The sequence below is a fragment of the Nitrosomonas sp. genome, from assembly GCA_031316255.1.
Lineage (GTDB): Bacteria > Pseudomonadota > Gammaproteobacteria > Burkholderiales > Nitrosomonadaceae > Nitrosomonas.
Window position 1 is genome coordinate 1,633,399 of record JALDQW010000001.1, and the last position, 15,074, is coordinate 1,648,472.

Consider the following 15,074-nt stretch of genomic DNA (forward strand, 5'->3'; position numbering starts at 1 on the left):
CAAAATCTGCAAATCAGAAACAGAAGCTCAGAAATGGGCTGTCAATCACCTACCGGAAAATTTTGGTCGCATGATCGGTTACGCCCACGTCTCAACGGAGGACCAGACGCGGCATGGAGAATTGTCTGCTAAAAACAAACGGCAACACTCCAATCCTGCTATTTAAGCCAACAAAATCAGTGTGCATTGTCCTTGCGCAGGACGATCCATACCGTGCGCATAATGATCCAGACGTCTAGCCAGAGCGACCAGTTGTTGAGATAGTACAGGTCGTGCTCAATGCGTGCTTGCATTTTTTCAAGTACTTCCGTCTCTCCGCGCCATCCGTTTACTTGCGCCCAGCCGGTAATTCCTGGTTTTGCTTTGTGGCGCATCATGTAACCTTTGATAAGTTTGCGGTAACTCTCGTTGTGAGCTACAGCATGTGGCCGGGGTCCGACAATACTCATTCTTCCTTGTAATACATTGATAAATTGTGGCAGTTCATCCAGTGACGTTCGCCGTAAAAAAGCACCAATACGCGTAACCCGTTTATCGTTTTTCGTTGCCTGGACGATATTGTTGCCATCTTCGGTGACGGTCATCGAGCGAAATTTGTAAACAATGATCTCTTCGCCATTATTGCCATAACGGCGTTGTTTAAAGATAACGGGGCCGGGAGAAGTTAGTTTGACTGCCAGGGCAATGCCCAGCATAAGCGGAGATAATAAAATAAGAATAAAAGCAGCTAATAAATAATCGCTTATGCTCTTGATGACGCCGTCGACATCCGTAAAGGGTGATTCACTGAGCGATACCACGGGCATATTGCCAAGAAAGTCGACACGTGCCTGAAGTAAATCGAAAACATAGATGTCCGGTAAGAAATAAATAGACGTAGTGGTGTCGGTTAGCTCTTCTATGATTTTCTGGATGCGGGGTTGAGAAGTCATGGGCAGGCTGATAAAGACGATATCGATTTTATTGTTTTTTATATAAGAAATGACATCGCGCATTTTGCCAAGATAGGATCCGAAGTTGCCATTGTTCCGTTGTTCCAATCTGTCATCAAAGAAGCCTTTGTTTTCGATAAGTAACAGTGGTTGTGAAGAAATGTTTTTAAGTAATTTCAGGCTGACGTCATTTGCGCCAATAATTACTGAGGAACGTATTTCACCTTTATTGCGCCGTATGTCTACAATTTTTCTTAGAATCAGATGATTGCCAATGAGTACGAACGGCGTAACGAGAAACCAGGTTAGAATGACCGGCTGTGAAAAATGTACTGCAAACTTGGTGGTATAGCCTAAAAAAAGCAAAATACCAACAATGATAATCCAGCCGGTCAGTGTGTCACGAGTGTAAGCTAATAACTTGCAGTGACGCCAATTGCGATAGAGCGTTGTTTGTCCATATACGAAAGTGGAAACGAAAAAGACAATGATGACTAATACCAGGTACTGACTGGTAAAGGTTTCACCGTATACCCAGGTTAAAAGTATTAACAGACCCCAGATGATTGTGGGGTCTAAAATGTGTTTAAAAAAAGCGATAATCGGTAAATCGTTTGTGGTCATGGTTTTCCGAACAGATAGCGCAGATTAATAACACCACCATTGGCATTAAAACCTCCAAGAGGTGCGTTTGTGGAAAGACTGTTATGGTAGGCGGATGCACTGACTTCAACACCGTAATAAGGGGTATAGGATAATTCCATAGATGCAGTGATAATATCGTTAGTGTTGCCTAAAGCTGTTTCATTTGTAGTGAATCTAAAGAAGCGATCGGTTTTTTGCGAAAGGTATGAAAAATAGCCTGATAACTTTATTTTTTCGGTCAAATTCCATATCGGTGTAATGCTTGTTCCAGTATTGAGACTGAAGTTGGCGTTCAGGCTTTGGATTGCTACTGTTTCGCGCCATCCGGAAATTGTTATTTTTGTCTTGCTCGTGGGTTTCCAATTATATTTTAAACGTGCATTAAATCCATTGAAGTCACTTGATGTAACGGATGGATTCGTTCTTTCAACCCACCCTCCCAGGAATTCTACACTTGACTTTCCGGTTAGTATCCAATTGATTTTTCCCTTGATTTCATTCTGATCGTAGTTATTTTCTGAAAGAAAACCTTCTGTCGTTTGAATAGGGGTTGTGAATTTTCCTTGAATATTTCGATAGTGTATGCCGATCGAACTGCCGCTGGTTGCTAAATAATCGAAACCTGTTCCAAAAATATCTTCTTGGCGATTCTGGAAGCGTAGACGGGGATTATTGGACTTGAATTTGAAGTGGGTATAGTCTCCATGCAATCTCCAGTTCGAATGAAATCGCCAGGCTAAGTCAAAGTATTCTTTTTCTTCGGAGCGAATATTTATGATGCCAGGTTGAAATAGGAACGGTGACTGACCTTTTGCAAAACTGGCGCCCATGTTTCCTTCAAGCTGGTTACCCAGGAACCAGTTCCAATTGCCGCGAACGTCCAATGCCTTATTGTTTATTTGACTGAATTTTTCATATCGATTGTAACTCCAGTTCCCATTGGCGCTCAGTTGTTGTCGGCTGATTCTTTTGTCGAGGATAGCTCCTCCCGTAAAACGCTGTGCGAAATCAAACAGATTGTCAGTGCCAAGAAGCGCTTGCGTATCCATGTTGTCTCGTATGCGCAGAATATTGTCGTCTGCTGTAAGCGAATAGCTTGCATAGGGACGGATTGTTTTTCCAATGAATGAAGCATGGGTTGGCTGGCTGAAAAAAATCATCATTACGGCAGCTGCCAACGCGGACATTCCCGCTTTAAGGTGTGTGGCGGCACAGGCTTGACGATAGGGCGGGTTTTGCCACAAGAGAAGGCCTAAATAATTATTTTTTTTATAATTCAATTTAAACAGAAGTATGCTGGGCTAAAGAAATATATCTACTAGAATAATTATTCATATCAAAAAATTACACATAGAACGTTTTAAGGAAATGCTTTTCAATCGGTTGATTCAATCGAAAAGGTTTGTTTATTGTTGCAGGGTATAAAACGGATTTTGCATCGTGCATGAAATGCGCGCCATTTTTCGATAGCGTGGTGCGTTGATTAATTTCTCTAATCATCTGTTGGAGTTTTAAGCAAGGCGTTTCATTTTCGATTGCAGAATAGACAAAAAAATGTGGATTAATCCATCTTCCGTGCATTGTTAAAAACCGGTCTTGAAAAAGTGCATAACCTGTCAGTCGACGCCGTAATTTCCAGGGGCGTTTGCAGATATGTGAAAAATTAATTTGAGTAATCATAAACGATTCAATCTTTCGTCTTGCTTATCTGTTCTGTGGCGCATCGCATATTTGTATACGTGTTTGCAAATGAATTCGTGGGTTGTTTTTACATTCTACTCAGAATGTATAGGATTTTCCAATCTTACAGGTGCGACAATTTGTCTCATTGAAATCATTTTGCCTTTGCTTTCTAATACTATAGTTTTATTTATTAAACTATAAACTGTGAGCGTGTGCTAGATGAATTTTATGTGGGTGTGTTATTTTTTATACAGACCGGTTGATTTTATAAATTAGTTGGTATAGCATTCGCTAAAGAGTAATTAGTGTGATAATTTACCACATAATAAAATTTAATTTATTATTTTTATAACATATAGGTTGAGCAAGCTAAATTCATATTTTTGTAATAATTAGTATGTTATATTGCAAGAGACCAGCTGATACAGTTTCGATGAAGTCGGATTCAAAATTCGAATTGATTCCCTGGAATTGAAATGGGGAATTTTACAGATACTGTAATGGTTTCTTTTCTCCATAAAAGCGCTTTGGCGCAATGTCGTCGATTACTGCGATAAAGTTTTTAAACTGTTTTTATTTTGCTTGGTGTCATGAATAGATTTAAATTTCGGCGATACGAAGTATTTAAAGCATTATTCTTTAGATTCTGGGAGATTTGGCAATATGAATAGTTTTAAAAAATTGCTTCTAACAATGGCTACGTTGCCTTTTTTTCTTGGTCTGGCTCAATCAAATGCGCATGCCCAATTACTCGATTTTTACGCTCAGTTGGCAATGGTTACAAGTTATAGTGATTTAAATCAGCTGCAAAAAGAAAATGTTACGGTTTCGATTAATACGAGCTCCGGGATATTGAGTGATTATTCACTAAACCGGGCAGCTGTAAATCAAATATCTATGCCTGATCCGCAAAGTCTATTTGTTTTGGTTGATTCTAAGACTTTTGATCATGCCTCTCCAATAGCATATGAACCTGATGTATATGCATTGATGCTTGTTGGATTAATTTTGATTGGTTTTGCCGCAAGTCGCCGCAGAACATACTACTATTAATTTTTGTGGTTTGAACCAAACATGTCGAATGTCGGATGTACCTTTTCTATCGGAGTAGTTGCCTGAGTAAAGTAATTGCTCGAGTAAATATGCCGGATAAACGCTTGGAATGGTTTATTTATAAATGTACACATTGACGCACATGTAATTGTAGGTGTCATTAGTTCTTTTTGGGAAGTAGTTTTTTTTAATTTTATGGAGGATAAAATGAAAAACTCAATCAGTAAGATGGTAATTGCGGTAATGGTATGTTTTGTATTCGGAGTCGGAGTTGCAAAAGCATCAACACCCGGACCTATAGATGCGGACTTTGTTCTTAATAATTCTAGCTATCATGCCAATTTTGGTAATAATTCAATCACTGGAGCGTTCGAGGATCACTATACGTTTACTGCAATTGATCCTATGACAGGCAGTGGGGGGTTCAGTGCAATTAGTGGTTTCAGTGGTTTTGGTGGCTTCGGGTTAGGTGGAATTGGCCAGATCGGATTTGATGTCATCTTCAGTTCTTTGGGATTGTGGGATGTGACCGATTCCTCAAATCATGTTCTCGTATCGGATAGAACTGTTAACGGATTTATTCTGGGGTTTGGCGGTTTCTCAGGCTTGACCAACGGTCATAATTACGATTTGGTGATAAGCGGAGAACTTGGCAACGGCCGCACAAGCGGTTCTTATTCCGGAAATATAGAAATTGCTCCAGTACCGGAGCCTGAGTTCTATGTCATGTTGTTGGTTGGACTGGTTCTGGTTGTGTTTGCAGCAAGAAGTACCCGGCGGTCTGCTTATCAACCGACTTATGGATAAGAATGGCGTATTTGTAAACGAAGAAGACAAATATTTTGCATAAACGATATAAAAATCATATGTAGAATTAAAGTCTTGGGTGTTTTGCGGGTTTATATCCACCTCGGATACTGTCAGTATGGATAGGGATGTGGGCTCGTGAAACTCCAGTATTTTATGAATCTGAGTTACTATTTTGTGATACAGAATTAAGTTGTAGACGTGGCGCACATTTTTTACAAAACAGTTAATTGTAGGGGGCGCGATTAACAGCGAATATGAGTGCAGAATTAATTAACATTTTTTCTTACGACTTCAGCACGACCATCTGATTTGTGGATTACCCAAGTATTCATTAAAAAGCTTTTTTGTCTCAGCAGCAACCTGGATTGTAACAATATCCAGGAACGGCAAATTTAAGTTGGTTGGGTAGTGCTTAGATGCATTATTTTCGATGGAAGCTTTCTGTCAATTTTACGGAGTTCATTGATGCTCGAAAGACGATCTAAAACAATTACCAAGGCCGTTTTCCCCATAGCCGGGCTGGGTACGCGATTCCTGCCGGCAACTAAAGCCTCGCCGAAAGAAATGCTTCCCATAGTGGATAAGCCACTTATTCAATATGCAGTTGAGGAAGCATACCTGGCCGGAATTCGGCAAATGATTTTTATTACTGGGCGCACAAAACGATCTATAGAAGATCATTTTGATACTGCGCAAGAACTTGAAACAGTGCTTGAACTTGCTGAGAAACAGAATTTACTGGAAGTGTTACGCAATATTACTCCAGAAGATATGCAATGCATGTACGTCAGGCAGCCAAGGGCACTGGGTCTCGGTCATGCTATTCTTTGTGCAGAACAGATTGTTGGCGGCGACGATTTTGCAGTTCTTTTGGCAGATGATTTGATGGTTGCTGAAAAGCCGGTTCTGGTACAAATGGTTGAGAAATATAATGCATTGCAACGAAGTATTATTGCAGTTCAGGATGTTCCGCGCTCGCAAACCAGCAGTTATGGCATTGTCAGCGGTACAGAAAATTATCCTGGATTGCTAAGTGTAGACAACATTGTGGAAAAGCCTTTGCCAGAAAACGCGCCAAGTACACTCGCGGTTGTTGGGAGATATATTTTAACTTCAGCCATTTTTGATGAAATTCGAAATCAGCAGCCAGGAGTAGGCGGTGAAATTCAATTAACTGACGGAATTGCCAGCTTGTTACAAAAAGAACAGGTTTTTTCATATCGATTTTCTGGTAAGCGATATGATTGTGGGAGCAAAATTGGATATCTGCAAGCTACAGTTGATCTGGCGTGTAGTCATCCAGAAGTTAGAGAGTCATTTAATAACTGGCTTGTTACCAGGGATCAAATAACGCAGGTTCAACCGAATGAAAAAATGAGGCGTGTTGTGTGAATGGTCGATGCATAGCGGGTTAAATTTTCTTGATTAATCGTAGATAACCATTTGACGCTACAAGAAAAAAGAAGATAGTAATGAATCGCTGCATGCGATTCTTCGTAATTGTGGGGATATTAGTCACATATTGTTTTTCGAGAATCAAACAGTAGTTGATTGGCTGTAGTGCTTACCTAAAGCACTATTGCTGTGTTCAGTGTGTTACATGGCTAGGCGTGTCTAGCAGGAATAGTCACTCTAGCTCCAAAAGGTTGCAGTCCTTGGGCGTTGACAAGCTCACTCACAGGATCTTGACGTGGCATACTGCAACTGTGTTGTAGTACTTTGATAGAGTGCTAGGACAGAAACAAATAAAAAGATATTCTTGAAAATGATACAGGTTGAATACAACAGTTCTTAAGTGCATCGCACGGTTAATTTGGTAACGATTGCAATAAATTTTATAGTGCTGTTAATGAGCGGTCTAAGGCAGGCTTATCGGGTCACAAGGATTGAAACATTCTACTCGTATGGTTTCTGCGATTTATATACGAACAGGAGTAAATTAATTTTTTATGAAAAAGACTAAGGCTGCACCAACGTGTTACTCATTAGTTGGTGCATGTTTACTGATTATTGTTCTGATTTTACCGGGTTGCGAGAGTGAGCCGGAAACGAAACAGGCTGGTCAGGCGCTGGTAAGCGTGGATGGTGTAGAGATTACAATGCTGCAATTGAACGATGAATTGAACCGGACCAGAGCGCGAATACAACCGGATCAGCTTGAAGTCGCCAAGAAACAGTTAGTGGAGTCGATGATTAACCGGCAACTCATGCAGGCTGAGGCGCAGCGAAATAATCTTGATCGCACGCCGGGTGTCATGCAAGCGATAGCGCGCGCAAGAACAGAAATTATTGCGCAGGCATACATGCAAAGTATTTTGAGCAATACTGAGAAACCCACTAAAGAAGAGATTGACGCGTTTTATCAGGAACACCCTGGATTTTTTTCCCAGCGCAAACATTACAATCTGTCGATATTGCGTTTTGCTACAAAAGATCAAAACGCTGAACTTGAATCAGTTATTGACACTGCGAAGTCAATAACTGATGTCGCAAAATGGATGGATAAGCATAATGTTTCCTATGAACAGGATGAGGCCGCGCGTAGCACCACGGAAATGCATCCAGAAATGTCTGCATTGCTGGCGAAAAAAGCAAAAGGCGAACTGTTTTTGTTGAATGAAAATGAATACAGCCTGTTATTTGTCATTAATGCAGTGGAAGCGCAACCGCTCACTGCTGATCAGGCCGGGCCGCAAATTGAAAGGCATTTACTCAATATGAAACACCAGGAAATTATGAAGTCAGCATTGACAAACCTACGTGCCTCGGCAAATATTGAATACCTTCATACGTCAGTTGATAACGTTGATCAAACTGATTCCCAGGCTGCTTTGCGCCCGACTGCTGAAACGGAGCATAACCCACTTGGTGATGACAATACCGCATTGAATAACCTATTGCAAAATGATTCAATCGAGCGCGGAATAACCGGACTTAAATAAAATTAAAACTGGTGATCATCATTCTTGATATTGGTGCGTAATGTTATGAGAATAACTCAATTAATCATAGGAATATTGCTGTTGTCTTGGGTGACTGGCGTGAGTTTCGCCGGTACGGACAATGCGGATAGCGGATTACTCGGACCCGGCGATATGCTGAAGGTTCTGGTTTACGGCAATCCGGATCTTACCATTGAAACAAAAGTAAATGAGAATGGGCAAATCACTTTTCCGCTGCTTGGCGAAGTAATGTTGGGCGGATTGACGCCCATTGCAGCTGAGAAACGGATAGCAAGTCTGTTGGAAAGCGGTGGATTTTTACGCAAGCCCCAGGTTAACATTTTGACAACATCGTTGCACAGCCAGCAGATATCCGTGCTGGGTTTTGTTCACAAACAGGGCCGCTATGCGATTGAAGGCCAACGAAGTCTGACCGATGTATTGGCCATGGCTGGTGGAATAAATCCTGATGGCGGTAATATTGTTACCCTGATTCGCGCTCATGGCGATACTTTTATTAACGAAAAAATAGACGTGCATGCAATGATTCTATCCGGTGAAATGGGTATGAATCGTAATATACGCGGCGGCGACCTTATCTATGTAGAACCGGCTCCCCGTTTCTATATCTATGGTGAAGTACAACGCCCCGGGTTTTTCCGGCTTGAACCGGATATGACTGTAGTACAGGCGCTTTCAGTCGGAGGTGGGCTGAACCCGCGCGGAACTGAACGGGGTGTTCGTATTCAACGCCGCGATGCTGCAGGTGTTCAGCAAGTCTTTAAAGTAAAACCGGATGACCTGGTGCAGCCCAACGATGTTATTTATATTAAGGAGAGCTTGTTTTGAGAATGCTGTCCGCCCTCTATTCACATAATCCTTCCTTCAGAATAACAGGTTTGATTGGCTTATGAATTTATCACAGTTTGTTCGCATCATACGGGTTCGTCTCAAGATTATATTGTTAATATTTTTTGTGACGATTTTAACGACCCTGGCGTTAAGTCTATGGTTGCCCAAGTCCTATAAGGCGACGGCAACCGTATTGCTTGCCAGTAAAGGTGTTGATCCGGTCACAGGATTGACCATGCCTATGCAACTCATGCATGGCTTTATGGCCACTCAGGTGGATGTGATCTCTAGCACCAGAACTGCATTGACAGCAATAGACCGCCTCAAACTTGACCGTAACCAGAGCATTGTGCAACAGTTTGAAGCCAGCGGTACAGCGGGTGATATTCGTCACTGGCTGGCAGCCTTGCTTCTTAAAAATCTGATTGTCGAACCTTCGCGGGAAAGCAATGTCATCGCAATTAGCTATAAGGGAACAGACCCGGAGTTTGTTGCGGCCATGGCGAATGCATTTGCAGCCGCATATCAGGAAATGAGTATTCGGTTGACGGTTGAACCTTCGCAACAAGCCTCCGCATATCTGGCCAATCAGATAAACTTATTGCGCGATCAGCTGGATATGGCGCAGCGGAGAGTATCGCGTTTCCAACAGGAAGAAGGTATTGTCGATGTTGACAACCGTCTTGATATAGAGACAAAACGGTTGAACGAACTGTCCACCCAACTGACCCTGGCGCAAGGGGAAGTCATGGGCGCCGGTCAGGAAAACAACCGTACCGGAGCAGGGCAAAGTGTTGTCAACAATGCACTGATTAATGGACTAAAAGTAAATCTGGCTCAGGCTGAAGCCAAACTGGCAGATGCGGAACAGAGACTGGGCAAAAATCATCCGGAATACGAAGGCACCAGAGCTCAAGTAGTCAAACTTCGGGCGGAATTGGAAAGACATACCCGGGCGACTTCGAAAAACGCAATCAGCCGGGAAGCGGAAATCAATGCTGCTTTGGAAGCACAGAAAACCAAAGTACTCGCGCTTCAGCAGGCGCGCGACGAGTTGAAACTCTTGTTAAGAGAAGCAGAAGGTGCGCAGCATGCTTACGATAGCGCGCAGCAGTACTTAAACAGAACCAGCCTTGAAGGCCGCTCAAACCTGTCAGGCGTTTCCATACTGGACGCGGCCAATCCACCGGTAACACACGACAGTCCAAAGCTGTTTCTTAACATGCTTCTCTCGGTATTTCTAGGCATTATGCTTGGATTGGGTTCTGGTTTGCTGGCGGAAATGCTCGACCGGCGTGTGCGTTCCACGGAAGATTTGGCGGAATTATTACAGGCACCAGTTTTTGGTGAACTGGATTTGCGCAAGCGTAAGTCACTACTGTCGCTGTTGCGCTTTCGATTACCTTTCATGCGACATGCGCATGACACTGTCAATTAATACAAAATGAATATTCCCATGCTATCAAACCCTGGATTTGTATTAAAGCAGGACGCTGCTTCTTCGACCGAATCGGCACCTGGGCGTAGTGCTCAAATCGGTCAAATTCTCCTGAATATGGAAAAGATCACCCTGGATGATGTCGACAAAATTTTACAACTGCAGCAACAAGAAGGCATACTTTTTGGTGCGGCTGCCCGGCAACTCGGATTGGTGACGGACAGAGATATTCAGCAAGCTCTGGCCAGTCAATCGAATCATTCCAGCTTGTCGCCGGAGCAAGTAAATGATATGCCTGATTTAATTGTTGTGCACCAGCCATTCATTGACCAGGTGGAATTCATGCGTGCTGTACGCAGTCAGTTAATCATGCGCTGGTTTTCAACAGGACAGAAATCAATCGCTGTGATCGAGATTAACCCGACTGGCGGAGCCAGTCTACTTGTTGCCAATCTTGCTGTGTTGTTTTCACAGTTAGGAAAGCGTACGTTACTGATCGACGCCGATTTACGCAATCCGCGTCAACATGAGATTTTTAATTTACAGGATATGCCGGGTTTTTCAGATGCACTTGCTGGGCGCAAGGCCTTATCTGAAGTGATATCAAAAAAGGAATCCATTACGGATCTTGCTATTTTATCCGCCGGAGAGCCGCCATCCAATCCCTCTGAGCTGCTCAGCCGGGCCATGTTTGCAGACAAAGGTGAATCCCTGCATGATCAGTATGATGTTGTTCTATATGATGCGCCGGCATTTATGACCAGCAGTGATGCACTGCTGGTAACCGCACGAGCTGGTGGCGTATTGCTGGCAGTGCGCAAAAATCATACGCGCTTTACTGATATTCAGGCGATCAAATCGCAACTGTCAAGTCATGGCACTCCAATAATAGGTACCGTTCTAATCGATTTATAATGGGACAGAATAATCATATTCTTTTTACGGCAACGCAGTCTGGCATGAAAACGGGTGCCAATAGTTGGTGGCCCATTCTGTTTGGGCTGTTGGTAATGTATGTGCCAACGTTTTATGATCTTGCTAATGGATTATGGACACACGAGGAACAGGTGCATGGCCCAATAATTCTGGCGCTTTCACTTTGGCTTATCTATCGCAAGTGGCCGGAAATGATTATGTGCAGCGAGGGCAAGTCACCTTCTGGCGCGGGCTGGGTCATTTTTCTGATAGCACTGGGGTTTTATATTATTGGCCGTTCTCAACAAATTCTTGTATTAGAGATAGCGTCTTTTATTTTTACCCTGGCGGCATTGTTACTGATAACGCGGGGCAGTGCTGCATTGAAGTGTTTATGGTTTCCATTCTTTTTTATGCTGTTTATGATTCCCCTGCCCGGGCCGATAGTCAGCATGCTGACCATGCCCATGAAAATGGCGGTCTCGTATGTGGCCGAGCAGATTTTGTTCTGGGCTGACTACCCGATTGCACGTAATGGCGTTATCCTGCAAATTGGCCAATATCAGTTGCTGGTTGCTGACGCCTGTGCCGGATTGCAAACATTGCTGACGCTTGAAGCACTCGGGTTGTTTTACCTGAATCTGATACAGCATAGCTCGGTCTGGCGTAATATCACATTGGCAATCTTGATTGTGCCGATATCTTTTACCGCCAATGTTATCCGTGTCATCACGCTCACATTGATTACGTATCATTATGGCGATGCCGCAGGTCAAGGATTTATGCATGGATTTGCAGGCATGGTTTTGTTTATCAGTGCGCTGATATTAATCCTGAGTGTGGATGCGTTTTTACAGGTCTTCTTCAAATCCCGTTATGTCAATGCATCGCCTGCATGACTGTAGATAATAATCAGGATATTAGGAATCTAAATGAAAAAACAATTGATTGCTAGCTTTGCGCTGAGTATTTTGATGGTGTCCACGGCAGCATTGACAATGGTTTTGACGCCAACCAATAAATTAGCTGATTATCGCGATATGACACATCTCGATACACTGATTCCCTTAGCTTTTGCGGACTGGCAGATAGACCAATCAATTATTCCTTTGCAAGTGGATCCGGAAACCCAAGCAAAGCTTGACAGGCTCTATAACCAGACACTTGCTCGAACCTATGTAAACGCTGAAGGTATGCGTGTAATGCTTTCAATCGCTTATGGTGGAGATCAAAGCGATCATCTGGCCTTACATAAGCCTGAGGCCTGTTATCTTGCGCAAGGCTTTCAAATTAAAAAGAACGTTGCCAGTGAATTGTCTACGCAATTTGGTGACCTGCCAAGCAGACGCCTGTTGGCTGTTCGTGGTAACCGCATTGAACCCATTACCTATTGGGTGACAGTCGGCGATAAGGCTGTTTTGTCGGGTATCAATCAGAAATTACAGCAAATTCGGTATGGATTATCGGGAAATGTATCCGATGGCATGCTGGTGCGTGTGTCCACGCTTGGTATTGTTGAGGATCAGGCATATAAACTACAGGAAGCTTTCGTTCGGGATATGTTGGCAGTAATTGGTATTAAAGAGCGCATTAGACTGATTGGGAATCAGCTGGATTGAAGCATGTAGCTCATGTTTCAAGATGGGCCGGAACGTATGGTTTTCTGCGGAAGTTGTGGAGAACGACCTGAGTTTCCACGAAAGTGCAAAAGGAAAAAGGTTCAAGACGTGAATTTCTTGAGTACAAGCTTAAGTTTTAACTGTGCATCGACTGCTTCGACGCCATTTTATGAAAACAGCTGAGTCCAGATGGAATTTTCGCCATTGATAACTTTAGTTCGGTTAATCCATTGTGTTTTCTCAGCGTGCTTCTTCGGAGAGATGTTGGTGCAAATTCCGAACGCGTTTGTTGGCTTACAGCGCAAGTAATTTGTCAGTTTTACTTTTAACTGCCCTATACAAGCTCATCAATGAACGCGACGATCAACTCATTTAATTGAAACATGTTGTTTGTGTGTTCTTACAATTTTAGTTTTCTTGTGGCGAAATCGGATTTATATTGGTTGCTTAAAAATTATCTTGCTCCGGATAGTTGGACGGGTTTGGCAACTGTCGCGATAACTATTTATCTGCATCGATTGAATTATCATGAAAGCAATAGCATCGACTTTGCTAACATCTAACAATACGAATTCAAAGGCATTGCTTGTTGTTCTGCTTATTAGCGCCCTGCTTTTGGCGGTGTTAAGCGGCATTTTTTCCGCGTTCGGTAACGTGATTCTTTTGATCCCGCTATTGGCTTTGTTCGGTGTTTTCTTCGTGCTTGCCGCGCCTGTGTCATGGACGGTTTGGATCATATTCTTGGCGGCGTTTCTGGTCACCGGGCCGAGCGCCTATTTCATACGCTTTTCGCAACTTCAATGGCTTACCGTTTTTGTCAGTGCTGCATTGTTGTTGCCTGCGTTACTTTACCTGATACGTATCCAGATCGGCGCGCAACCAACACAATTCTTACGTCACTTTTTTTGGCCTGGTATCTTTCTTCTATTTGTCACTTTCTCTACGCTAATCAATGATCCTCAATTCGGGGATGTAGTGAATGGATCTCGCCATTACTTTCTAATGTGGCCATTAATGCTGGTATTCATGCTCGGCCTGGTCCGTCAGGATATGCAGGTGCAATTATGGAAAGCGCTTATGATCGTTGCTATTTTGCAGTTACCCATGGCGATTTATCAGTATTTTTTTGTGGCGCTGAAAAGTATGCGGTTTTCTCCCTGGGATTCAGTTATAGGCACGTTCCCGGGTAATATTGAAGGAGGTGGAGAGAGCGCGGGTATGGCCTTTATGTTGTTAATTGCCATGTTGACTGCCATCGCATTATGGCGTGAGGGTAAATTAAGCAGCACATGGATGGCCCTGGTTGTCTTTGCAGGGTTAGGTACGCTGCTCCTTGCGGAAGTCAAGGCGATAGTCATGTTGCTACCGTTTGCAATCGGCCTGTACTATCGTAGAGAACTCATGAAAAAACCCATGGAATCAATCCTGGTTATGCTTGGCACGCTCTTGTTAGCTGGCGCCATATTCATGGCTTATGAAAAGATTCACTATGGAAATATTTCAACAAGTACATTTAATACGAATCAGGCTGCTTCAACTTATGACCGCGTTATGAGCGCGCTTAACCCCGAAACGGTGTCTTTAGGTGGAAATGAGCTGGGTCGAGTTACCCATATCGTGAATTGGTGGGCAATCAATATCAAAAGTGGGGACCTTCAACATAGCTTATTTGGCTATGGTATGGGCGCTACCTTTGCCAGCAGATTTGGTGTGGGTGAACTGGTTGGTCGTTTTCCTTACACCATAGCAGGTTCTTCTACGATTATTCTGCTATGGGAAGTAGGTATTCTGGGGCATTTGGCATTTCTTTTTGTTTTGTTATCCGGTGCCCGGGCTTCGGGGCGTGCCGCCAAAAATGAAACTATACCCGAGATGCATCGTATTTTTCTCAGAGTGGGCGCTGTCGGTTTATTGATACTTACGATAACGTTGCCTTACACAAGTTTTCATCTTTACGCCAATCCCATTCAGTTTCTTATGATGTTTATGTTGGGCCAAGCGGCTTATTGGTCGTGTTTTGTAAAATCTCCGAAACAATTTTCAGATAAAAAGTAAATAGAATTCATGAATAATCGGTCAGAAATCAAGCAGAGCGATATGTCGTGGCCATTCGGTTTGGAATTAAACTTTGTAATCAACAATATGTACCCTGTTTCAGATGTGCGCCGTATTGTGTGCCAATTAA

General features: G+C 43.0%; 13 protein-coding genes. 10 read left to right on the forward strand and 3 right to left on the reverse strand.

Features of this window, described 5'->3' with window-relative positions:
• Window positions 1-176 precede the first annotated feature (176 nt).
• The 3 genes from MRK00_07360 to MRK00_07370 all read right to left on the reverse strand — a co-directional run bounded on the left by MRK00_07360 (window position 177) and on the right by MRK00_07370 (window position 3,257).
• Window positions 177-1,556, reverse strand: a complete 1,380-nt coding sequence (locus MRK00_07360; protein MDR4517188.1) for an undecaprenyl-phosphate glucose phosphotransferase — start codon at window positions 1,554-1,556, stop codon at window positions 177-179.
• Window positions 1,553-2,821: a hypothetical protein gene (locus MRK00_07365; protein MDR4517189.1), complete on the reverse strand. Its 1,269-nt coding sequence runs from the start codon at window positions 2,819-2,821 to the stop codon at window positions 1,553-1,555. Before MRK00_07365 ends, MRK00_07360 begins: the two co-directional genes overlap by 4 nt.
• Window positions 2,822-2,921: 100 nt before the next feature.
• Window positions 2,922-3,257 (reverse strand): hypothetical protein, encoded by a 336-nt coding sequence (locus tag MRK00_07370; GenBank protein ID MDR4517190.1) that lies wholly within the window; start codon window positions 3,255-3,257, stop codon window positions 2,922-2,924.
• A 666-nt stretch (window positions 3,258-3,923) separates the two neighbouring features.
• Here MRK00_07370 and MRK00_07375 point away from each other — a divergent pair.
• From MRK00_07375 to MRK00_07420, 10 genes are all read left to right on the forward strand, one after another.
• Window positions 3,924-4,313, forward strand: a complete 390-nt coding sequence (locus MRK00_07375) for a hypothetical protein (GenBank protein MDR4517191.1) — start codon at window positions 3,924-3,926, stop codon at window positions 4,311-4,313.
• 207 nt (window positions 4,314-4,520) lie between these two features.
• Window positions 4,521-5,120 carry an FxDxF family PEP-CTERM protein gene (locus MRK00_07380; protein MDR4517192.1) on the forward strand — a complete coding sequence of 200 codons (600 nt, stop codon included), beginning with the start codon at window positions 4,521-4,523 and terminating at the stop codon, window positions 5,118-5,120.
• Between the two features lie 468 nt (window positions 5,121-5,588).
• Window positions 5,589-6,515 (forward strand): UTP--glucose-1-phosphate uridylyltransferase GalU, encoded by a 927-nt coding sequence (gene galU / locus MRK00_07385; protein ID MDR4517193.1) that lies wholly within the window; start codon window positions 5,589-5,591, stop codon window positions 6,513-6,515.
• Window positions 6,516-7,072: 557 nt separating this feature from the next.
• A complete protein-coding gene (locus MRK00_07390) occupies window positions 7,073-8,065 on the forward strand; it encodes an EpsD family peptidyl-prolyl cis-trans isomerase (protein ID MDR4517194.1) in 993 nt (330 codons plus the stop codon).
• 45 nt (window positions 8,066-8,110) lie between these two features.
• Window positions 8,111-8,914, forward strand: coding sequence for a polysaccharide export protein EpsE (epsE, locus tag MRK00_07395; GenBank protein ID MDR4517195.1), 804 nt, complete (start codon window positions 8,111-8,113; stop codon window positions 8,912-8,914).
• Window positions 8,915-8,975: 61 nt separating this feature from the next.
• Window positions 8,976-10,355, forward strand: coding sequence for a chain length determinant protein EpsF (gene epsF / locus MRK00_07400; protein ID MDR4517196.1), 1,380 nt, complete (start codon window positions 8,976-8,978; stop codon window positions 10,353-10,355).
• An 18-nt stretch (window positions 10,356-10,373) separates the two neighbouring features.
• A complete protein-coding gene (locus MRK00_07405; GenBank protein MDR4517197.1) occupies window positions 10,374-11,270 on the forward strand; it encodes a polysaccharide biosynthesis tyrosine autokinase in 897 nt (298 codons plus the stop codon).
• A 44-nt stretch (window positions 11,271-11,314) separates the two neighbouring features.
• Window positions 11,315-12,169, forward strand: coding sequence for an exosortase B (xrtB, locus tag MRK00_07410; GenBank protein MDR4517198.1), 855 nt, complete (start codon window positions 11,315-11,317; stop codon window positions 12,167-12,169).
• 33 nt (window positions 12,170-12,202) lie between these two features.
• Complete coding sequence (locus MRK00_07415) at window positions 12,203-12,889, forward strand: EpsI family protein (GenBank protein MDR4517199.1); 687 nt, start codon at window positions 12,203-12,205, stop codon at window positions 12,887-12,889.
• A 528-nt stretch (window positions 12,890-13,417) separates the two neighbouring features.
• Complete coding sequence (locus MRK00_07420; protein ID MDR4517200.1) at window positions 13,418-14,944, forward strand: hypothetical protein; 1,527 nt, start codon at window positions 13,418-13,420, stop codon at window positions 14,942-14,944.
• The last annotated feature ends 130 nt before the right edge of the window (window positions 14,945-15,074 follow it).